Below are 19978 nucleotides of genomic sequence, written 5' to 3' on the forward strand. Positions count from 1 at the left end.
CGCCCGGCGGCGAACCGCCACGGCAGGTTCAGGTACGCCTCCACCGCCTCGGGCAGGTCCGTGCGCACCACCCGCTCCAGCTCATAGGCGGTGTCGGGGTCGGTCCTCAGATCGGCGTCGAGGCGGAGCAGGTCCGCCAGCTTGGCCCGGAGCCGGTCGAACCGCTCGGACGCCGCGCCGGGCAGGCGGCTCCGGCGCCGCTCCACCCCTTCGGCCAGCGCCGCCAGGTCGCGGCGCAGGTCCCGGGGCGTGCGCCCGGCGCCCGCGCCGCCCAGGCGCACCCGCTCCGGCGGCGCGGCCAGCGCACCGGCCGTGTACAGCGCGGCCACCGCCAGCGGCCAGTACGCCCCGAACACCCCGGCGAACGCGACCACCACGCCCACCAGGCCGGCCGCGGCGCCCGACAGGTTCCGCAGCGACATCAGATAGCGCAGCGCGGCCGCCGGCCATCCCCCGGCCCCGCTACTGGTACCCACGGATCTCCCGGAAGGCCTCGTCGAGGGCGGCGCCGTCCCCGTCCCCTCCTCCGCGCGCGTCGAAGCTCCGCCCGCCGGTCAGCTCCGCCAGATCCTCCATCTCACCGGGGTCGGACTCGCCGAACACCACCGGGAAGACCGGTACCCCGCGCAGCCCGGCCGGCAGGCCGGCGTGGGCGTCGGTGAAGCCGTCGAAGTCCATGCCGCTGTTGATCTCGCCGTCGGTCATCAGCACGATCGAGGCGAACCCCTCCCCGGTGTCCTCCCGCTCCAGCAGGGCGTAGGCCTCGGCGAGCGCGTCGTACCCGGCCGTGCCGCCCTCGGGTTGCAGGCCGTCGACGTGGGCGCGGATATCCCCCAGGACCGGTTCCGGGTCCTCCTCGGGGACCGTGAACGTCCGCTCCCGGCGGGTGCCGGAGGCGAACGGCAGCACGGTGACCCGCTCGCGGCCGTAGAAGCGCTGGAAGCGCCCGGCGATCGAGTCGGCGTCGCCGCCGGTCAGGGTGTGCACCGCCTCCCGCAGCCCCGCGATGCGCTCCCCGGCCATGGACGAGGACACGTCCAGCAGGTACACCGTGCGCGCGGGGCGGCGGATCCGGTCGTAGTAGGCCGCGACCAGGGCGTCCGCCGACTCGGCGGTGGCGGGGAAGGGCAGTTCCGGGAGCGGGGGGAAGGAGCCGCGCGCCTCCTCGGGCACGGCCCCCGGCTCCATCGGCCTGCGGTGGGTCGTGGCCGCGATCTCCTCCTGGACCGGCGCCGACAGCAGGTGCTCCACCAGCGCGCCGTAGTCCCGGCCCGCGTCCTCGTCCGCGGACTCCAGCAGGGACAGCGGGTAGTCCGCGGTCACCGCGCCGTCGGAGGGGTGGACCGGTACCAGGCCGCCGGGGACCCCGTCCTCCTCCAGCGACATCAGGACCGACTCGTAGTTGATCATCGCGTCCGGGGCGGGCCGGTCGCCCGGGTCCTGCCTCCGGTCGACGTACTCCTCGGCCAGCCAGCCGGAGGAGCCCGCGGTGAAGGTCTGCCCGGCGAAGAAGCCGGCCAGCTCCCCGGTCACGCCGTCGATGTCGGCGGGTTCCAGGGCCGCGCCCGTGTCGGCCAGCGCCGCGGCCACCCCGACCAGGGCGGAGAACCCGGAGTTGGAGGCGGCGGGGGAGGTCATGGCGTAGTCGAGGCCGTCCCCGTCCACCGCCCGGGCGATGTCGGACCAGGCGACCCCGGTGACGGAGCCGTCCCCGACGTCCCAGCCCAGCTCCCGCGCCCGGTCCGGGCCGACCCCGAGCAGCACCGGCGAGGCCATGACCGGCACCTCGCGGCGGAGCGCCCCGCGCCCCTCCGGGCGCAGGTTCAGGTAGCGGTTGGAGGAGAACCAGACCGCGTCGTAGCGGTCCTCCGCGTCGCCGGCGACGATCTGCTCGACCCCGTCCAGGGTTCCGGTGTACTCCATGCGCACCTCCACGCCGGTCTCTTCGGCGGCGCGCTCCAGCAGCGGCTCCATGTCGGCGAGCTCGCTGCCGGCCAGCACCCGCAGCTCGCCCGCCCCGGGCGCCCCGGAGCCCTCCCCGCCGGCCGGGCACCCGGCGGCGGCGAGCACCAGGACGGCGGCGGCCGCGGCGGCGCGCACACCGGCGCCCGCGCGGTGCGGCGGGCGCCTCACCGGCCCTCACCTCCGTCGCGCGTGCGCGAGCGGGCCAGGTGGTCCCCGGCGCCCTCCAGCTCGGTGCGCAGGGCTTCGACCGTGGCGGCCATGTTCTCCACCGCCTGCTCCTTGAACGCGTCGATGCGGTCGATCGAGGCGTAGATGCTGCGGAAGGAGGAGCGCAGCGTCTCCACGCCCACCGCCGGGTCGGCGGCGATGCGCTGGACGTCCCGGCTCTGCCCGGACAGCATGTCGGCGTTGGCTGCGATGATGTCCTCGGTGGTCCCGCGCAGCGCGTCCACCTGCTCGACGACCCGCTTCTGGTTCGCCAGCGCCTGCGCGGTGGTCACGGCCACCCGCAGCGCCGAGACGGTGGTGGCCGCCGCCCGCTCCACGCCCGCGATCAGCTCGTCGTTGCCGCGCCGCACGGTGTCCAGGGCCAGGTAGCCCTGTGCGCACACCGCCAGCTGGGTGAGCAGGTCCTGGTGGCGGCGGCGGACCGGGAAGAGCACGTCCGCGCGGAGCCGGGAGGCGGCCTCGGGGTCCTCGGCCGCGACCTCCGCGATGCGCTGCGCGGCCGCCCCGTCCAGCGCCTCGGCCAGCACCGCGTACTCCTGGAGGCGGCCCATCGTCTCCCAGAGCCGCTCCCGCTCGTTCTGCAGGGCGGCGTTGTCGCGCCGCAGCTCGTCCTGGCCCGAGCGCAGGGACGCGACGATGCGGTCGATGTGCGCGTCGGCGCCCTTGTACCTGTTGACGAAGTCGCGCAACGGGGAGCCGAAGGGCAGGAAGGCCAGCAGCCTGCGGCCCGTGGACCGCCGGACGTCCCCGGGGTCGAGGTCCTCGACGGTCCGCCGCAGCTCCAGCAGCCCGCCGCCGACCCGCTTCTGGGCGTCGGCGCCCTCCCCCTCGGCGCCGGCCAGGGCGCTGACCGAGCGCGTGAGCATGCGGTTCGCGGCCTGGGCTGAGGAGCGCAGCTCGTCCTCGCCGAGGGAGGTGATGCCGGCGGTGCGTGAGGCGAACTCCGGAGAGCGGGGGTCGAGGCCGGCCAGTCCGCGCACGTAGTCCTCGGCGCGCTCGCGCAGCTCGGCGCGTTTGGCGTCGTCGACGGGGACCAGTGCGCCGGCGTGCTCGGGGCGCACCGGGGGCACCGGTTCGGGCGGGGTGAGCACCGGGGGGTCGTCTCCGGGCGGGGTGAGCGGTGCGGGCCGGTCCTGGCTCATGCGGACTCCGTGGTCGGGTCGGGCCGTGCCGGGGGCGCGCCCGGGGGCCGCGCGGGCGCGGCCCCGCCGTCCCGGGGGTCGCCGCGCTCATCGGCCGGTTCGGGAAGGCCCCCGTCGGCGTAGGCCTGCTCCAGGCGGGTGATCATGCCCTCGACCACCTCGTAGGCCGGGGCGTTGACGACGTCGCCGACTTGCGCGCGCACCGGGCGGCCGGCGTCGCGGGCGGCGGCGGTGAACCGGTCGGCGTCAGAGGTGCGGAAGCCGTGCCCGGCGGCGAGCCGCTGCAGCTCGGGGTCCTCGGTGAGCAGGCGGCCGACCTCGTCCCCGGCGGCGGTGAGGGGGAGCACGGTGTGGTTGGAGACGGTGGTGGGCGCCGGGTACATGACGACCGCCCCGTCGGGCAGGCCGCCGGCGCCGCCCTCCTCCGCCCCCTCGGCACCGCCGGGGCCGCGGGCGCCGGCGTACTGGGCCTCATAGGCCCACAGCAGCGGGGTGTGGCCGGCGCCGAGCGCGGCGTACTGGTCGAAGGGCTGCTTGGAGCTCTCCGGCGGGGCGCCCTGGGCCAGGAACAGGCGGGCGATGTGCTCGCCGGCCTCCCCGCCGGGCGGCTCCTGCACGACCTCCTCGCCGTTGAGGAGGTAGCTCACGACGGCCAGGTACATGGCGGCGGAGTTGGAGGTGCGCGGATCGGTGGTGCGGATGAGGAGCTCACCGCGCCCGGCGCCGTCGTAGCCGCCGCCGGGCAGGTCGCGCCAGCGCGTGCGGTCCCTGGTCAGGTGGAGGTAGGCGGCCATGTCGAGGGTCCAGGTGCCGTCGTCCTCCTCGGTGGCCGCGCCCGCCTCCCGCAGCGCCTCGGCGACCGGGCGGTGGCCGAGCACGACCATGGGGGAGTAGAAGGGGCGGTACTCGCGGTCGGTGCCGTGCTCGCGCTGGAAGGCCTCGGCCGAGGGGTCGCTGCTCGGGAAGCCGAAGTCGGCGCCGTCCAGGTCGGAGCGGGCGATGGCGCGCGAGCCCCGGGTGCGCACCTCCACCGTGTAGCCGAGGTCGGCGAAGCGTTCGGCCACCTCGGGGTCGGCGAAGAAGTCGGCCTTCTCCGAGCCGATGACGCCGGTGACGCGCCGGGGCTCGGGGCCGGCGAGGTTCCACGCGACCGCGGCGAGGACCCCGGCGACGAGCAGGGCCGACACCGCCAGTGCGCTGATCCGCCGCATGCCCCTCCCGTCACAGGGGACGCGTGGACCGCCCTCCGGCGGCCCGGGGGACCGCGCTCCCCGCGCGCCGATTGTCGGACGGGGCCCCGTCGCCGGGGTGGCGCTCCGTTGGCGGGACGGTGACGGGACCGTGTCGAATCGCCCGCCCGTCGGGGATCAAGGGGCGACGGGGGCGGATCTTCAGGCCTCCGTGTCCTCCAGGCCCCAGCTGAGGATCTTCCGCGGGTGGATGCGGACGGCCTCCGGGCCGAAGCTCTCGGCCAGGGGGTGGCCGCCGACGAGGAGTTCGGCGGTGCCGCGGATCTCGACGGCGCGGACCTCCCAGGGGGACACGCTCACGACGTCGTCGATGACGATGGAGACCTTGGGGTTGCTCTGGAGGTTGCGCCACTTCTTCGAGGCGCCCATGTTCCGGCCGCCGACCAGCACGGTCCCGTCGTCCTGAAGGAAGAAGCCCACGGGGTTGGCCTGCGGCTGGCCTTCCGGGTCGGCGGTGGCCATGCGGCCCAGGCGCTGGGTCTCGAGGTAGGCGCGTTGGGCGCCGGTCAGTTCGGCCATGGGGGTGTCCTTCCGATCGTCGGGGATGCGGGGAGGAACCGTCGCTCTTCCCGAATACCCGCACCCGCGGCCGCCGAAAGGGCCCTCCCGGGCCGCATCCCGGAGGCGGCCGGGACCGGCCGGGAGGGGCGCGGCGCCGGTGCCGGGCGGCGCGCGCTGCCGGTGCCGAGCGGTGTCGGGCGCCGCTAGCCTGGGGAGCCGTTGCCGAGAACGCATAAGGGGAGGACACCCATGGCGCTGGAGCGTCCCGAGATCGACTTCATCGACGGCCCGCCGCCCGCCGACCTGCAGGTGGAGGACATCACCATCGGCGAGGGGGCGCAGGCCGGCCACGGCTCCAAGCTCGCCATGCACTACGTGGGCGTCTCCCACTCCACGGGGGAGGAGTTCGACGCCTCCTGGAACCGCGGGGAGCCGCTGCGCTTCACGCTCGGCGGCGGCCAGGTCATCCCCGGCTGGGACCAGGGCGTGCTGGGCATGCGCGTCGGCGGCCGCCGCAAGCTCGTCATCCCGCCGCACCTGGCCTACGGCAGGCGCGGGGNTGCCGGCGGCGTCATCAAGCCGAACGAGACCCTGGTCTTCGTGATCGACCTGGTCGAGGTCGGCTGACGCGGACCGGCCGTCCCCGGGCGCCGGGGAGAACGAAGGACGGGGCCTCCCCGCTCGGGAGGCCCCGTCCGCATTTCGGGCCCCTCCTGCCGGGGGGCGGACCGCTCTCGGGAGCGGACCGGGCGGGCTCACCCGAGCGAGGCGCCGACCTTCACACGGCCCGTCAGCAGGTCGCGGGCGATCGTGCGGCGCTGGATCTCGTCGGTGCCCTCGTAGATCCGCAGCAGCCGCAGGTCGCGGTACCAGCGCTCGATCGGCAGCTCGCGGGTGTAGCCCATGCCGCCGTGGATCTGCATGACCCGGTCGACGATCTCGTTGGCCTTCTGGCCCCCGTAGAGCTTGGCGATGGACTGGGCGTGCCGCGAGTCGGCGCCGCTGTCGACCTGCCAGGCCGCCTGGAGCACCAGCAGGCGCAGCGCCTCGATCTCCACCTCCGAGTCGGCGATCATCCACTGGATGGCCTGGCGGTCGGCGATGGGGGCGCCGAAGGTGGTGCGCTCCTTGGCGTAGCGGACCGCCATGTCCAGCAGGCGCTCGCAGGCCCCGATGGCGCGTGCGGGCAGCAGGTAGCGGCCCTTGCCGATCCACTGCATGGCCAGGCGGAAGCCGTTGCCCTCCTCGCCGAGGATGTTGCTGTGCGGGACGCGCACGTCCTCGAAGACCAGGGAGGCGGGGCGGCGCTCGCCCATCGTGTCGATGGGCTCGGAGGTCCAGCCCATCTCGCGGTCGGCGATGAAGCAGGTGACACCGCCGTCGGCGCCCTTCTCGGGGTCGGTGACGGCGAAGACCAGCGCGAAGTCGGCCTCGTGGCCGCCGGTGATGAAGGTCTTCTCACCGTTGATCACCCAGGAGTCGCCGTCGCGCACGGCCCGGGTGCGGATGTTCTTGGCGTCGGAGCCGGCCCCCGGCTCGGTGATGGCGAAGCAGGACTTGCGCTCGCCCTCGATGGTGGGCACCAGGTAGCGCTTGCGCTGCTCCTCGTCGGCGTGGAAGAGGATGTTGTCGGCCTCGCCGCCGAACTTGAAGGTCACGAAGGTCCGGCCGAGCTCGGACTCGATGAGGGCGGCGGTGACCGCGTCCAGCCCCATGCCGCCGTACTCGGGCGGCGTCTGCACGCCCCAGAAGTCGGACTTGCGGGCGAGCGCGCGCAGCTCGCGGTTCTCCTCGGCGGTGAGCCCGGGGGCGGCGCCCGCCCGCTCGCGGCGCAGCACCTCGTTCTCCAGGGGCATGAGCTCGCGCTCGACGAAGGTGCGGACCCAGTCGCGAACGCCCTTCTGCTCATCGGTGAGGGCGAAGTCCACCATTCCCGTGCTCCATTCTCAACCTAACGGTGTTCGGTTACTCGACCGTAGACCGCCCTGCCGCCGGACCGCAAGGGGGCGGCGCCGTCCGCGCGGAACGCGCGGGGCATGGCAGGATCGTTCGACACCCGAACACCGCGGGCCGGACCCGCGCGACGACCGAGAGGACGAGCAGTGGCCCGCCCGAAGACCCCGCTCCTGACCCGCCAGGGCATCCGCACCGCCGCGCTGGGGCTGGTGGACCGCGACGGCCTCGAAGGGCTGTCCATGCGCAAGCTCGCCCAGGAACTGGAGGTGCAGGCGGCGTCCCTGTACAGCCACTACCGGACCAAGGACGAGCTGCTGGCCGACATCGCCAACGAGATCATGGCGGGCGTGGACGTGTCCGGTTTCGAGCAGGGCGACTGGCGGTGCGGGCTGACCGTGTGGGCGCGCTCCTACCGCCGGGCCCTGGCGGCCCACCCCAACCTCGTCCCGGTCATCGCGGTGGGGCCCGGCCGCCGCGAGGAGGCCCTGCGCCGGGCGGACGCGGTCCACGGCGGCCTCGTGGCGGCGGGGGGGCCGCCCCGGCACGCCACGATGATCGGCGCCTCGACGAAGTACCTGGTGGTCGGCGGCGCGATCAACTCCTTCGCCCGCGGCTTCGACGACGACGTCCAGGTCTACCGGGACCGCTACCCCAACCTGTTCCAGGCCCACAAGCTCGCCGAGCACGCCGCCGAGATCGACGAGGACAGCTTCGAACTGGCCCTGGAGGCCTTCCTGGCGGGCCTGGAGGCCACCTTCGAGAAGGTGCGGGTGCGGCCGGACGACCATGTGTGAAGGGCCTGCCCGGCGAAACGCGCTTTGTAGTGGCGGGGACGTCCGTGCGGAGACTGGCACGATGCCCGCTCCGCGGACCTCGGCACCGGCCTACGGGCGAAGGCGTTCCCGAGGCGATTGGTACGATCGGGCGTTTCCGAGCGTGTGACCTCGTTGCCGGAGGGCGCATTGGATGACCGGCCGCACGGCACCGCAACTGAGAACCACGTGGAGAACCCCGGGTTCATATCGACCCTGCTGCAGGCCGGGGCGATCTACGGCGGAATCCATCTGTACATGGGAGAGCCCGGAGCCGAGGCCCAGAGGGTGCCTCCGGAGTACCAGGAATACCTGAGGCGGGCGTTCGTTCCCGCCGAACCCGAGAAGTTCGCGGATTTCCGTTCGCGGTTCCGGGGCGAGGCCGGCAGAAGAACCGTGTTCCTCCTCGGTGAACCGGGGAGCGGCAGGACGGTGGCGGCCGTCGCGCTGCTCGCCTCGGCCGGCCTGCGGGTGCACCGGCTGGTCCTCGACCCCGAGGGGCGGGAGGGGCGGCGGCTCAAGGGAATCCGGATCGACGCGGGCGACGGGTACCTGATCGACCTCTCCGGCCACGGGACCGCGGACCTCGGGCTGCTCCACGACGTCCTGGAGTTCGGCGCGCGGGCGCGTTCGGCCGGGGCCGGAACGGCGGTCGTCCTCGGCCCGGGGCGGCACGGGGCCGAGCTCCCGCCGGGGAGTGATTTCACCGTCGTGCGCCCGCCCGCGATGGACGTGTTCGCCGCCCACTTCCGGCTCCTCGTCGGTGGAGAACGGCTGTCGGCCTGGCTCGCGAACGGCGAGGTCCGCGGGGCGATGGCCGAGGCCCTGCCCGCCGACGCCGTGCGCCTGGCGCGCATGGCGCTGGAGACCTCCGGAGCGGAGGCCGGGCAGGAGAAGTGGATCGACGCGGCGCTGCATGCCTTCCGCAACTGGCGGCAGGAGCTGGAGGACTGGTTCGGGAACAAGCAGGGGGAGGACGGCGCCTGGCCCCGCGTGCTGCTGATCGCCGGGGCGCTGCTCTCCGGGCGCGACGCTGTGGAGGTGCTCGTCTCTGCGGACCGCCTCGCCGGGATGCTCGGACTGCCGCCGGGTGACGCGGGCGGCCTCGTCGGGCCCGGGGTCGACGAGGCTCTGAAGAGCATCGGGGCCGTGCGCGACGGCAGTGGCCGCCTGAGGTTCCAGAAGGTCGAATACGACAGCGCCGTGCTCGACTACGTCTGGCAGGAGCATCCGCGGCTCCGGGACCGCCTTGTCGAATGGAGCATCCGGTCGATCGCGGAATCCTCCGACGGCCACGGAAGGGAAGCCGCCGAGCGGTGGGCCGACCTTCTCATGCGGAACGGGGACGACGAGACAGCGAACAACCTGTTCAACGCCTTGTCGAGGACCACGCAGACGTCCGCGGCCGCAACCCGTTTCGGTGCACTGGTCGCCTCCGCCCCCGATTTCGGAAAAAGGATCCGCCGTAGGGTCTACGACATTGCACAGAGGCGGCCGACCATCCAGCAGTCGACGGTGGCCGCGCGGGTGTGCGCCGAGTACGGGAAGGTCATTCCGAGTTCGGCGCTGTTGAGGCTGAGATGGCTGGCGGCCTCGGAGGCCGAGGCGGTCCGCCGATCGGTCATCGATGCCCTCGAAGAACTGGCCCGCTCAGGGATGCGGGAAGAGGTCATCGATGAACTCGAGGACTGGACGGAATCCGAGTCGGGGAGCCGCGCCTCCCTTGCCTGTGAGACCTTGGCGGCCATGCTCTCCAGGGCCGAGGACGGGACCCCGGCCCTGCTCATGGAGACCTGCGCGGCCTCGGACGAGGCGGAGGGGTGGCGCTTGGGGCAGGAGACGGTCCGAGCGTGGAAAGTGCTCTTCGACCAGGCGTGCAAGGCGAGCCTCGCCAAGGCCGCCGACGTGTGGCTCCCCCGCTACCTGAGAAGGGACGACGTGGGGAACGTCGCCGCCACGATCATGGTCAGCGCAGTCGCCGGGGCACCGGACGGGAGCGAGGAGTCCATGAACCGGAGGATCGTCACAGCGAACAGGATGGTCTACCAATGGTGCGATGAGGCTGGTCAGGACGACCACGACATGGACGTCGTCTCCCTTCAGCGCTGGATCCACGGTGCCGCGCACCAGGTCTTCGGCGATCCGGAGTCTGAACGACCTGGATAAGCCGGTCCGGACCGCGACCACTGTCCCCCCCCGAGGCGAGCGCCTCTTCACTGACCGCACACCTGACGAGTCCAGGGGTCCTTGCCCAGGGCGGTGTCCGGGTGGAGGCGGACGGTGTACTCGGTGGTCGACACCGGCACCACCTCAGGGGCGGCCCGGTCCTCTTCCAGCGGGCGCAGCAGCAGCCACGCGGTGCCGTCGCTCCGGCCGATCAGGGTCGCCGCGCGCTCAGGGCCCGCACAGATGCCCGCAGGGTCGGCGTCGGTGCCCGCCGGGGCCACCTCCACCGGGCGGACCGTCCGCGGCAGAGCCAGGGCCGACCGCTCCGGCGGCAGGTAGCCGTACTCACGGACGGCCATCCCCGCATCGATCGCGCTCCCGACGGCCACCAGGTAGCCGGCCAGCGCGATGAGGCCCGCCAGCCCCGAGGCGACCAGGAACACCACCGCGGTCCTGCGCGCCTGCGCCCCCGGCACGCGCGACTCCAGGTCGCGCGGGTCGGAGAAGGGCACCAGGTCGTGCCGAAGCCGGGTGAGCAGGTCGCGGGGGCGGACCGGCGCCTCGGGCCCGCCGTCGTGCGCGTCGTCTGCGGCATCCGCCCGGGCCTTCCGGCGGTACCAGCGCCGCAGGGCGAGGACGAGCGCCGCGCTCCCCGCGAGGAAGACGAGCAGGGGCCACGGTTGAGGGAGCAGCCACGCCCTCAGGGCGACCGCGGGCGCGGCCGCGCCCGCCACTGCTGCGGCGCCGACCAGGACCCCGAGGAGGTAGGCATAGGTGCTCTCGCCACTGATCAGACGGGCCGCGGTGCCCAGCCACCCCACCCCGACGACCGCCACCACCAGCGTCGCCGCCAGGTCGGGAGCGCCGGCGGGCAGCCACGGCAGGAGCGCGGCGTAAGCCGCCCCGTAGGCCGACGCGACCAGGCAGGCCGCATAGACGACCGTCGCCAGCGCCGCCGCCGGGACGGCGAGCTCAGGGGAAGGCGAGGAGGGGACGAGCGCCGCCCCCGTGGCGTAGCCGACGATGAGCACCACCAGGACGGCTGTGGCCAAGAGCGTCGTCTCGGCGGTCGCGGCGACGAACTCGCCGTACCCGACCGGCACCTCGCCGAGTCCCACCCCGAGGGCCCGGTAGAACTCGGCATAGCGGGCGAGCACGATCCCGTGGACGACCGCGACGCCCAGCACGACCACGGCGATGACGGCGGCCAGACGCCCACCCCGCCGGGGCAGGACGACCGACCCGTAGACGTTCCCGATCAAGAACGCGGTCCCGTGGTTCTCGGAAACCGTGTTCGTCACGTGCGAGGCGTCGTCTTCGGCCATGGGCGCGGCCTCCCGGGCTTTCCGTTAGTGGGAGCCTACTCACCGAGTGACCGCGGCTCCCCGTCGCAATCGCCCTCATAGGGCGGCTGGCAGCTGCCTGATGGCTGCGGCCGCCAGGGCAGAGAGTGCTCCGGTCGGTCCCAGTGGAAGCGCGTCCCTCTGGGGGCGCCAGGAGGATCGACGAGGCCGGGGTGAGGGGAGCGGGCCGAGTGATGGGCAAGTATTTACCCGGCGCCGCGTTGCTGGTCGCGATTACTCTTCGTGGTGAATGTGACGCTTAGTGTATGGGAACCAACCTCGACGTCGCGAGTGACCGGAAGCGGCGGTCGACCGGGCGGCGTGCCGTGGTCCTCCTGGGGACGGGGGCCGCCGGGGCCGCCGTGCTCGCGGGGGCCCTCGCGCTCTCCAGTGTCGCCGCGACCCTGCCGGGCGGGCTCGGGCCCTGTGTCCCGGGGGACTGCCCGGACCCGTACCCCGAGGTCAACAACGGGCCGATCGCCGGCCGTGACAACGGGATCAACGTCTTCGTCGGCGGCGACATGCTCGTCCGGGAGGGCGCCGCCGAGGCCGAGGGCAAGGTCGTCGTCCTCGGCGACTTCGACATGAACAAGCGCGAGGGCGCCTCCAAGATCTACAACGTCGGCGTGGCCGGTGTCGGATCGCGGGTGCCGCCCGGCGACGGGACCGACTTCCTCACTGTGGGCGGGAACATCACCGTCGCAGACGGCCAGCGGGTCCTGGCCGAGGAGGGGGACGTCCACGGTGTCGTCCGCTACGGCGGAGAGCTCCAGGGGACGGTCATCCCCGAGGGGGTGCACGACCCCGACGCGGCGGCCCCGTACGCCGACCTGCGTTCCGAACTGGCGGCGGCCAGCGACTGCTACGCCTATCCGCAAGGCGAGCAGCGCGAGGCCACCGGGACCGCGGTCAACCAGGGGCACACGACCGTCTTCACCGGCGACGGCACCTCCTCGCTCCAGGTCTTCAACGTCGACTTCGACCTGACGAACACGGGCGGCGGCCAGCAGGGCTTCTCGTTCGTGGACATCCCGACCGACGCCACGGTGCTCATCAACGTGACCGGCGACCGGCGCACCATCAACACGTACATGGGCGAGCTGCCGGACGGCCTGCGGGAGAGGATCCTGTGGAACTTCCCCGACGCCACCGAGGTGAACCTGAAGGGCACCGGCCAGCTCCAGGGCAGCGTCCTGGTCGGTGAGCCGGGCAGTACGACCCGCCTGTCCCTGCCGGGGACCAACGGGCGCTTCTTCACGACGGGGACCCTGTCCCACGAGTCCGACGGCGGGAGCGGCGGCCAGGAGCTGCACGCCTACCCGTTCAACGGCGACTTGCCGGACTGCAGGGGCATCGAGCCGACGCCGACCCCGACGCCGAGTCCCAGTCCGAGCGTCAGTCCGACGCCGTCCCCGGAGCCGACGCCGAGTCCGTCTCCTGAGCCGAGCCCTTCGCCGGAACCGTCGCCTTCTCCGGAACCGACTCCGACGCCTGAGCCCACGGACTCTCCGACGCCGACGCCTGAGCCGACCGGGTCGCCGGAGCCCACGGAATCGCCGGAGCCGACTGACGAGCCGACGCCCGAGCCCACCGACTCGCCGGAACCCACGGATGGGCCCACGGACGGGCCCACGCCAGGGCCCGACGGCGGGGGCGGGGACGCCGGGGACGACGCGCCCGCGCCCGACCGCGGCGGACTTCCGCTGACCGGGCCAGAGATCGCCGGACTCGTCGCGGCCGCGCTGGTCCTGCTCGCCCTCGGCGGGCTGGCCGTCTACGCGTCCTGGAGGCGGCGGGCCGACGGAGAGGGCCCCGGCTAAGACGCCGAACGGGGCGCGGCCCCGGGGCCGCGCCCCGTCTGCACCCGCGCACCCGCCCTGGCCGGAATTTCCGGCCGGGGCGGGTTTTTCTGTCCGGATCGCGGTGGTTTCGCCGCGAAGGTCGGGTGTGTGAATTGCTAATCAGCTTAGTAGGAGTGCGGCCGTGCCCGAATGCAACGGGGTGCTTCCGGGAGAATGGTGCGAAGCGGCACCGAGCGGCCCCAGTCCGCGTCCGCAGCCGCTGTGTGCTGGGCGTTTGCGAGTTCTCTGGATTCTCGCCGTTTTCCTGATGCGGGCGTGTCGTGCTTGCTATCGTGGGCCATCGAATCGGTCGAACAGCGTATGGTTCGACCGAAACCTCGACTTCGGTGTGCGAATTTATCCCCTGTGATCGGAGGCCGCTTTCCCCAACGGGGTGGAATGGCCGAAGCGTCCCATTCCGTCCCGGTCGGTTCCACCCGCGGTGCCGCTGCGCTCGCCCCCGATGAGCGCGACGGGCGACCCCGCGGCCGTAGCTCGCCCCACCTGATTGAGGAGACGTGTTGTGGCAGACGCGCCGTCACCGCCAGGTCGCGATGGCAACCCGTTAACGCACATGATGACGAACGAGAACGCACGCCACAGGCAGCCCGGACGGTTCCGCCGGCTCATGGCCCGCATGGGCCTGGCCCGCAGGGACCCGGACCCGGTGACCGATCCCGCCGCCGAGCAGTACGAACAGCAGGCGCCCGCCGCCCGCGACCAGCCCGCCCCGGGCGCACAGCAGACCCAGCAGACCCGGACACAGCGGCTTCCGGACGCATGGCCGCCCCAGAGCGCTCCGGCCGAGGCCGCCGAGTGGGCCGCCGCCTTCACGCCCGAGCCCTCTGCCCCCGGTGCCCCCGGCGCGGCCGACCCGGCGCAGCAGCCCTACCCCGGCGCGGCCCCCGGCCCCTACTCCGGTGCCGGACCGGCCCCGGGGGCCGCGGGCACCGGCGCCTACGCGCGTCCGCAGGCGCCGCCGAACGGCGGCCCGGGCGGGGCCCAGGGCGGCGGGCTGCGTCCCTCGCAGAGCCCGTCGCAGGGTCGGCAGGTCCCCGTCGCGCAGGGCCCGATGCCCGTGAACGGCGGCGGGACCGCCACGGCGGTCCGCCAGGACGCCGTGCGCATGACCGACTTCGTGGCCGGGATGGCGATGCGCGACCTCAACCTGGTCGACGCCCTGCTGGCCACGGTCGAGGAGCTGGAGGACACCGCCGACGACCCCAGCCTGATGGACCGGTTGTTCGAGATCGACAACCTGGCCACCCGGATGCGGCGGCACAGCGAGAACCTGCTGCTGCTGACCGACCAGCCCGTGGTCGAGCCCGACGAGGAGCCGGTCTCGGTGCTCGACGTCGCCCGCGCGGCCATCTCCGAGATCAAGGACTACCCGCGGGTCCAGGTCGGCCGGCTGCCCAACGGGTTCGTGCTGGGCACCGCCGCCGACGACATCAGCCACCTGCTCGCCGAACTGCTGGACAACGCGACCCAGCACTCGCCCGAGCACGCCCAGGTCGTGATCAGCGCCCAGCCGATGGCCGACGGCGGCCTGCTGTACATCGTGGAGGACGAGGGGGTGGGCCTGCCGCGCGAGGAGGTCAGCGACCTCAACTCCCGGCTCTCCGGCCCGCCCCGGCTCGACCAGCGCGCCCTGCGCCACATGGGCCTGTACGTCGCCAGCCGCATCGCCTACCGGCACGGCCTGACCGTCCAGCTGGAGGCGCGCGCCTTCCGCGGCGTCAGCGCCTACGCGGTGGTCCCCGCGAACCTGCTCACCGACAAGGGCCCACGGCCCGAGCGGGGCAAGGGCATGACGGCCAGCCGCAACACGCCGTCGCTGCCGCCCCGCCCGCCGCAGCACACCGCCCGTCCGGCCGCGCCGCCGCCCGGGACCCCGCCCCAGTCCGCGGTCACCGAGGCCGGCCTCCCGCGCCGCAGTGCCCACCGCGACCCCGCCAAGGCCGCGATGCTCCAGCAGATCGCCCAGGACCTGGCCGCCGAGGACGGCGCGAACGCCGCAGGGGGCGCGAACGCCTCCGGGGCCGCCGCCCAGGGGCGCCACGGCCGCCGCGACGAAGGCCCGGTGGAGGACAGGGCCGCCCAGATCCGCGACGAGCTCGACGGCTTCCTCGAAGGCGAGCGCCGAGCAGCCGGCCGGGAGCAGGAGTGAACGGGCGCCCGGCCGGCGGGCCCGCGCCGCACGGATCCCACACCACTGCTGACAAGAGGCGGGTACTTCCATGAACGAGCAGTTGACCGTGAGCGCCGAGGACTTCTCCTTCCTCGTCTCCAATTTCGTCCGCGACACCCACGGGGCCGAGCACGCGATCGTCGTCTCCTCGGACGGCCTGCTGCTGACCGCCTCCCGGGACTTCCCCGGGGAGCACGCCGAGCAGCTCGCCGCCATCGCCAGCGGTCTGCAGAGCCTGGCCCTGGGCGGGTCCAAGCTCTTCGACAAGGGCGAGTGCCAGTCGCTGATCGTGCGCATGCGCGAGGGACACCTGATCGTGATGGCCATCAGCGACGGGTCGTGCCTGGCGGTGCTGAGCGACCGGCGTGCGCAGATGCAGGTCGTCGCCTACGAGATGACGCGCCTGGTCGAGCGCGTCGCGCACGTCCTCACCCCCCAGCTGCGCACCGAGCTCCGCGAGGTGATCGGGAGTTGACGCGGTGGCCAGGGCGATTTCGGCACGGATCATGAAGAGGATGCCACTGTTATGAGCAACCGCAGGCGCAGGGACGGTACGCGAATCCGTTCCTACACCTTCACCGGTGGGCGGACCCGGTCGCGGCATCCGCTCATGGTGCAGACGCTCGTGTCCACCGGCGACCCGGGCCACGACCCGCCCGAGAACCTGATGCCCGAGTCGCAGGACATCTACCTGCTCTGCCGGGAGACGCGCTCGGTGGCCGAGGTCTCGGCCGAGCTGAAGATTCCGCTGGGGGTCGCCCAGGTCCTGCTCAGCGACCTCGCCGAGCTGGGCCTCGTGTACATCCACCCCACCATCACGGGCTCCAGCCCGTCGGAAAACCAGGTTCTGGAGAGGGCTCTCCGTGGTCTCGAACGACTTTTCCAGTGACGCCCGGACGAAGATGTCGACGAAGATCGTGGTCGCCGGAGGGTTCGGTGCCGGCAAGACCACGCTCGTCGGCTCCGTCAGCGAGATCCCGCCGGTGACCACCGAGGCGGTCATGACCGAGGCCAGCGTCGACCACGACGACCTGTCCGCGACGCCGACCAAGGTGACTACCACCGTCGCGATGGACTTCGGCAGGATCACCGTCGACCAGCAGCTCATCATGTACATGTTCGGCACGCCGGGCCAGGCGCGGTTCTGGTTCATGTGGGACGACCTGATCCGCGGCGCGGTGGGCGCGGTCGTGGTGGTCGACTGCCGCAGGCTCGCGGACAGCTTCGACGCGGTCGACTACTTCGAGACGAACCGGCGCATCCCCTACATCGTGGCGCTGAACAAGTTCGACGGCCGTCTCGACTTCGACGCCGAGCAGGTGCGCGAGGCGCTGGAGGTGAGCCCGGAGGTGCCCATCGTCGACTTCGACGCCCGGGACCGCACCTCCGGCGGCGCGGTGCTCAAGACCCTGCTCCGGTACGCCCTGCAGTCCAACGCCGCGGCGGAGCCGGTCGGCTGACGCCCCGGCAGGCCGCCCCGCCGTGCCGCGCGGCGGGGCCGCGACCGCCGCCCCCCGGCCGTCCACCTCTCGTGGAGAAGGAAATCACGTCAATGCGCAAGATCCTCATCGTGGGGGCGGGGCACTCGGGTCTCCAGCTCGCCCACGGGCTGCTGAACAACGGCTACGACGTCACCGTGATCACCGGGCAGACCTCGATCGAGATCCGCACCGGGCGGCCGGCGATCACGCAGCTGACCATGCCGACCGCGCTGGAGCTCGAACGCGAACTGCACCTGGACTTCTGGAGCGCCCAGTCGCCGCAGATCGACAAGTTCAACATCGGCCTCTTCCCTCCCGGGGGGCCGCCCACCATCATGCCCAGCCACTTCGAGCAGGGCTATGCCATCGCGGTGGACCGGCGGGTCAAGATCGCCGACTGGCTGGAGTACTTCGAGGACTGCGGCGGGAAGGTCGTCATCCACGGGGTCACCGTGAGCGACCTGGACTACTTCTCCCGCATGTTCGACCTGATCGTGGTCGCGGTGGGCCACGGCGAGCTGGGCGCGCTCTTCGACCACGACAACTCCCGCTTCAGCGGGGCCCGCAAGCGCGGCATGGCCCAGGCGCTGCTCTACGACGTCGCCCCCGAGGAGGGGGAGAAGGAGAGCATCGGGTGGGCGGGCACCGCGCCCGCGCTGGGCTGCTTCTTCCTCGTGCCCTTCCTCACCCGCGAGGGGCACTGCCACGCGCTGTTCATGAGCGAGCGCCCCAGCGACGGGGTCAGCCGCTGGCCGGTGCGCCCGCGCCCCGACGAGCAGCTGGAGTGGATGAAGGAGAGCCTGCGGACCCACGCCCACCCCTACTACGAGCGGATCCGCGACGCCGAGCTGCTGGACGGCAACAGCACCACCGCGGGGGTGATCCGCCCCCAGGTGCGCAACCCCGTGGGCGTGCTCCCCTCCGGCGGCCTCGTTCTGGGCATCTCCGACGTGGTCATCTCCATGGACCCATACGTGCTGCAGGGGTGGAACCACTCGGCCCGGTGCGCCAAGAGCTATCTGGAGAGCATCGTCGCGCACGGGGACAAGCCCTTCGACCGTCCGTTCCTGGAGCAGACGTTCGAGACCTTCTGGGAGTACGGCCAGACCGCCCAGCACTGGTCCGAATGGGTGTCGACGATGTGGGACCAGGACCTGCCGGACTGGGTACAGGAGATCTTCGGTGCGATGGCGGAAGTCCCCGGGGTGGGCGACCGGCTGCTCAAGGGGTGGAACTACCCGCCGGACTTCTTCACCTGGCTCTATGACGAGCAGGGCGGCCGGAAGTGGCTGGAGGAGATCCGCGCGATGCGCGCGCGCATGTAGCCGACGGCCCCGGAGCGTCCGCACGGGCGCGGCGCCGGGGCGGGGCGGGGACCGAAGCGGGCCCGGATGCCGGAACGGCGGCATCCGGGCCCGTTCGTCGCTTTCGGGGGCGGTGGTGCGGGAGGCGCTTGCGTCACTTTCGTCCCAGGAGTTTCCCTGCGTGTCCGCCTCCGGAGTCCGCTGTCCGAAATGATCGTGCATATTGCCGTGCTTATGCAAGGGAGTTATGATCACCCCATTGTCAGGAGAAAGGGATAAGTGTGCCTGTCTGTGGGGATCGCATATTTTGACGGTTTTCGGGTCCTGCCCGAACCCCCTTCCCCGACCGGCCGCTCGACCGTGAGGATCGCCATGGCCCGGCACGACTTCCGCCCCCCGGCTGCCGCCTCCCGGAGGAGATCCGCGCCGCCGCGACAGCGGTGCCGGCGTCCGGAGGCCTCCTCCCTGGCCTGAGGCGCCGGCACTCTCCCTCACGCTCCTCGCCTCCGCCGCCGGCGGTCCCCTTTCCCCCTTGTTGGACGGCGCGATCTCGGAGTGGATTCCCATGCGTTCGAGTGCCCGTTTCCCTGATGTCCCTCCCACGGCCGGTGCCCCCGGTGCCCCCGAGGGCGCCGTGTCCTCCGGGGTCCCGACCCGCGGCGCCGGAGGCCGGGCCCGCCCGATCGCGGTCGTGGGCCTGGCCTGCCGCTTCCCGGGGGCACCCGGCCCCGCGGCCTTCCGGCGCCTGCTCGCCGAGGGGAGAAGCGCCGTCGGCGGCGTGCCCGGCGACCGCCCGTTCGCCGGGGACCCGGCGGCGGGGCCGGCCGGGGAGCACGGCGCCTTCGTGGACCGCCCCGACCTCTTCGATGCCGACTTCTTCGGGGTCTCCCCGCGCGAGGCGGCCGAGACCGACCCCCGCCAGCGCCTGATGCTGGAGCTGGGCTGGGAGGCCCTGGAGGACGCCCGCATCCCCGCCTCGGCCCTCTCGGCCACGGCCACCGGGGTCTTCGCGGGGGCGTTCGGGGACGACTACGCGCTGCTGCGGCACGCCCGGGGCGGCCCGCCCACGGCCCACACGATGGCCGGGCTGCAGCGCACCATGATCGCCAACCGGCTCTCCTACGTCCTGGGGCTGCGCGGGCCGGGCCTGGTGGTCGACACCGGCCAGTCCTCCTCGCTCACCGCGGTGGTGGAGGCGGTGCGCGCGCTGCGCGAGGGCGCCTGCACGGCGGCCTTCGCCGGCGGGGTGCACCTGCACCTGTCCGCGGAGAGCGCCGCCGCCGAGGCGGGGCTGGGCGGGCTGTCCCCGAGCGGCCGCTGCCGCCCCTTCGACGCCGGCGCCGACGGGTACGTGCGCGGCGAGGGCGGCGGCCTCGTCCTGCTCAAGACGCTGGATGCGGCGCTGGCCGACGGCGACCGGATCCGCGCGGTCATCCTCGGCGGGGCGGTCAGCGGGGACGGCGCGACCCGGGGGCTGACCGTCCCGGGGCGCGACGGCCAGGAGGAGGCGCTGCGCGGCGCCTGCCGCGACGCCCGCATCGCCCCGCACGAGGTCCGCTACGTCGAGCTGCACGGCACCGGCACCCCGGTCGGCGACCCGGTCGAGGCCGAGGCGCTGGGGGCGGTCTTCGGGCAGGGGCGTCCCCGCGACGAGCCGCTGCGGGTCGGCTCGGTCAAGGCCGCGATCGGGCACCTGGAGGCGGCGGCGGGCATCGCCGGGCTGATCGCGACGGTGCTGGCGGTGGCCGAGGGGGAACTGGCGCCGACGCTCAACCACGGCGGGGGGGGGGGGGGGGGG

General features: G+C 73.3%; 17 protein-coding genes. 10 read left to right on the top strand and 7 right to left on the bottom strand.

Annotation, left to right across the window (positions count from 1 at the left end; all coding sequences use genetic code 11):
• From D450_RS0114685 to D450_RS0114705, 5 genes are all read right to left on the bottom strand, one after another.
• Nucleotides 1–476, bottom strand: a 476-nt coding sequence (locus D450_RS0114685) for a hypothetical protein (protein ID WP_193789668.1), incomplete at its 3' end; no start/stop codon positions are given.
• On the bottom strand, nucleotides 463–2133 hold the full coding sequence (locus tag D450_RS0114690; protein ID WP_017539422.1) for a VWA domain-containing protein: 1671 nt from the start codon (nucleotides 2131–2133) through the stop codon (nucleotides 463–465). The genes D450_RS0114685 and D450_RS0114690, both read right to left, overlap by 14 nt.
• Nucleotides 2130–3335, bottom strand: coding sequence for a toxic anion resistance protein (locus D450_RS0114695; RefSeq protein ID WP_017539423.1), 1206 nt, complete (start codon nucleotides 3333–3335; stop codon nucleotides 2130–2132). The genes D450_RS0114690 and D450_RS0114695 overlap by 4 nt, the downstream gene beginning before the upstream one ends.
• A complete protein-coding gene (locus D450_RS0114700; RefSeq protein ID WP_017539424.1) occupies nucleotides 3332–4546 on the bottom strand; it encodes a hypothetical protein in 1215 nt (404 codons plus the stop codon). Before D450_RS0114700 ends, D450_RS0114695 begins: the two co-directional genes overlap by 4 nt.
• A 180-nt stretch (nucleotides 4547–4726) precedes the next feature.
• Nucleotides 4727–5104 carry a PPOX class F420-dependent oxidoreductase gene (locus D450_RS0114705; protein ID WP_017539425.1) on the bottom strand — a complete coding sequence of 126 codons (378 nt, stop codon included), beginning with the start codon at nucleotides 5102–5104 and terminating at the stop codon, nucleotides 4727–4729.
• 231 nt (nucleotides 5105–5335) lie between these two features.
• Here D450_RS0114705 and D450_RS0114710 point away from each other — a divergent pair, with 231 nt between their 5' ends.
• Nucleotides 5336–5713, top strand: a complete 378-nt coding sequence (locus D450_RS0114710; protein ID WP_017539426.1) for an FKBP-type peptidyl-prolyl cis-trans isomerase — start codon at nucleotides 5336–5338, stop codon at nucleotides 5711–5713.
• Between the two features lie 128 nt (nucleotides 5714–5841).
• Here the strand turns inward: D450_RS0114710 and D450_RS0114715 are convergent, their stop codons facing one another.
• Nucleotides 5842–7017 (bottom strand): acyl-CoA dehydrogenase family protein, encoded by a 1176-nt coding sequence (locus D450_RS0114715; RefSeq protein ID WP_017539427.1) that lies wholly within the window; start codon nucleotides 7015–7017, stop codon nucleotides 5842–5844.
• Nucleotides 7018–7188: 171 nt separating this feature from the next.
• Between D450_RS0114715 and D450_RS0114720 the strand changes: the two genes are divergently transcribed.
• Both D450_RS0114720 and D450_RS0114725 read left to right on the top strand, forming a co-directional pair.
• Entirely contained in the window at nucleotides 7189–7836 is a 648-nt protein-coding gene (locus D450_RS0114720; protein WP_017539428.1) for a TetR/AcrR family transcriptional regulator, read from the top strand.
• Between the two features lie 207 nt (nucleotides 7837–8043).
• Nucleotides 8044–10020, top strand: coding sequence for a hypothetical protein (locus D450_RS0114725; RefSeq protein ID WP_017539429.1), 1977 nt, complete (start codon nucleotides 8044–8046; stop codon nucleotides 10018–10020).
• A 47-nt stretch (nucleotides 10021–10067) separates the two neighbouring features.
• Here D450_RS0114725 and D450_RS0114730 read toward each other — a convergent pair whose 3' ends face one another.
• On the bottom strand, nucleotides 10068–11345 hold the full coding sequence (locus D450_RS0114730; protein ID WP_017539430.1) for a hypothetical protein: 1278 nt from the start codon (nucleotides 11343–11345) through the stop codon (nucleotides 10068–10070).
• Nucleotides 11346–11629: 284 nt separating this feature from the next.
• Between D450_RS0114730 and D450_RS0114735 the strand changes: the two genes are divergently transcribed.
• The 7 genes from D450_RS0114735 to D450_RS0114765 form a co-directional block, all read left to right on the top strand.
• Complete coding sequence (locus D450_RS0114735; RefSeq protein ID WP_017539431.1) at nucleotides 11630–13183, top strand: choice-of-anchor A family protein; 1554 nt, start codon at nucleotides 11630–11632, stop codon at nucleotides 13181–13183.
• Between the two features lie 595 nt (nucleotides 13184–13778).
• A complete protein-coding gene (locus tag D450_RS30250; protein WP_152520840.1) occupies nucleotides 13779–15374 on the top strand; it encodes a sensor histidine kinase in 1596 nt (531 codons plus the stop codon).
• 70 nt (nucleotides 15375–15444) lie between these two features.
• Nucleotides 15445–15870 carry a roadblock/LC7 domain-containing protein gene (locus tag D450_RS0114745; protein WP_017539432.1) on the top strand — a complete coding sequence of 142 codons (426 nt, stop codon included), beginning with the start codon at nucleotides 15445–15447 and terminating at the stop codon, nucleotides 15868–15870.
• A gap of 51 nt (nucleotides 15871–15921) precedes the next feature.
• Nucleotides 15922–16284, top strand: a complete 363-nt coding sequence (locus D450_RS30255; protein WP_017539433.1) for a DUF742 domain-containing protein — start codon at nucleotides 15922–15924, stop codon at nucleotides 16282–16284.
• Nucleotides 16285–16297: 13 nt separating this feature from the next.
• The gene (locus tag D450_RS0114755) at nucleotides 16298–16855 is read left to right on the top strand and encodes a GTP-binding protein (RefSeq protein ID WP_017539434.1); all 558 of its coding nucleotides are present in this window, start codon (nucleotides 16298–16300) and stop codon (nucleotides 16853–16855) included.
• Between the two features lie 92 nt (nucleotides 16856–16947).
• Nucleotides 16948–18201 (top strand): styrene monooxygenase/indole monooxygenase family protein, encoded by a 1254-nt coding sequence (locus tag D450_RS0114760; RefSeq protein ID WP_017539435.1) that lies wholly within the window; start codon nucleotides 16948–16950, stop codon nucleotides 18199–18201.
• 613 nt (nucleotides 18202–18814) lie between these two features.
• A partial coding sequence (locus D450_RS0114765; protein WP_026128560.1) for a beta-ketoacyl [acyl carrier protein] synthase domain-containing protein occupies nucleotides 18815–19978 on the top strand: 1164 nt, incomplete at its 3' end.

It is taken from the genome of Nocardiopsis halophila DSM 44494 (genome assembly GCF_000341245.1).
Lineage (GTDB): Bacteria > Actinomycetota > Actinomycetes > Streptosporangiales > Streptosporangiaceae > Nocardiopsis_A > Nocardiopsis_A halophila.

Excerpts from the sequence above, each read along its gene's own strand:
- D450_RS0114695 (WP_017539423.1), bottom strand. The coding sequence starts at position 3,335 with ATGAGCCAGGACCGGCCCGCACCGCTCACCCCGCCCGGAGACGACCCC.
- D450_RS0114700 (WP_017539424.1), bottom strand. The coding sequence starts at position 4,546 with ATGCGGCGGATCAGCGCACTGGCGGTGTCGGCCCTGCTCGTCGCCGGG.
- D450_RS0114705 (WP_017539425.1), bottom strand. The coding sequence starts at position 5,104 with ATGGCCGAACTGACCGGCGCCCAACGCGCCTACCTCGAGACCCAGCGC.
- D450_RS0114715 (WP_017539427.1), bottom strand. The coding sequence starts at position 7,017 with ATGGTGGACTTCGCCCTCACCGATGAGCAGAAGGGCGTTCGCGACTGG.
- D450_RS0114730 (WP_017539430.1), bottom strand. The coding sequence starts at position 11,345 with ATGGCCGAAGACGACGCCTCGCACGTGACGAACACGGTTTCCGAGAAC.
- D450_RS0114735 (WP_017539431.1), top strand. The coding sequence starts at position 11,630 with ATGGGAACCAACCTCGACGTCGCGAGTGACCGGAAGCGGCGGTCGACC.
- D450_RS30250 (WP_152520840.1), top strand. The coding sequence starts at position 13,779 with ATGATGACGAACGAGAACGCACGCCACAGGCAGCCCGGACGGTTCCGC.
- D450_RS0114745 (WP_017539432.1), top strand. The coding sequence starts at position 15,445 with ATGAACGAGCAGTTGACCGTGAGCGCCGAGGACTTCTCCTTCCTCGTC.
- D450_RS30255 (WP_017539433.1), top strand. The coding sequence starts at position 15,922 with ATGAGCAACCGCAGGCGCAGGGACGGTACGCGAATCCGTTCCTACACC.
- D450_RS0114755 (WP_017539434.1), top strand. The coding sequence starts at position 16,298 with ATGTCGACGAAGATCGTGGTCGCCGGAGGGTTCGGTGCCGGCAAGACC.
- D450_RS0114760 (WP_017539435.1), top strand. The coding sequence starts at position 16,948 with ATGCGCAAGATCCTCATCGTGGGGGCGGGGCACTCGGGTCTCCAGCTC.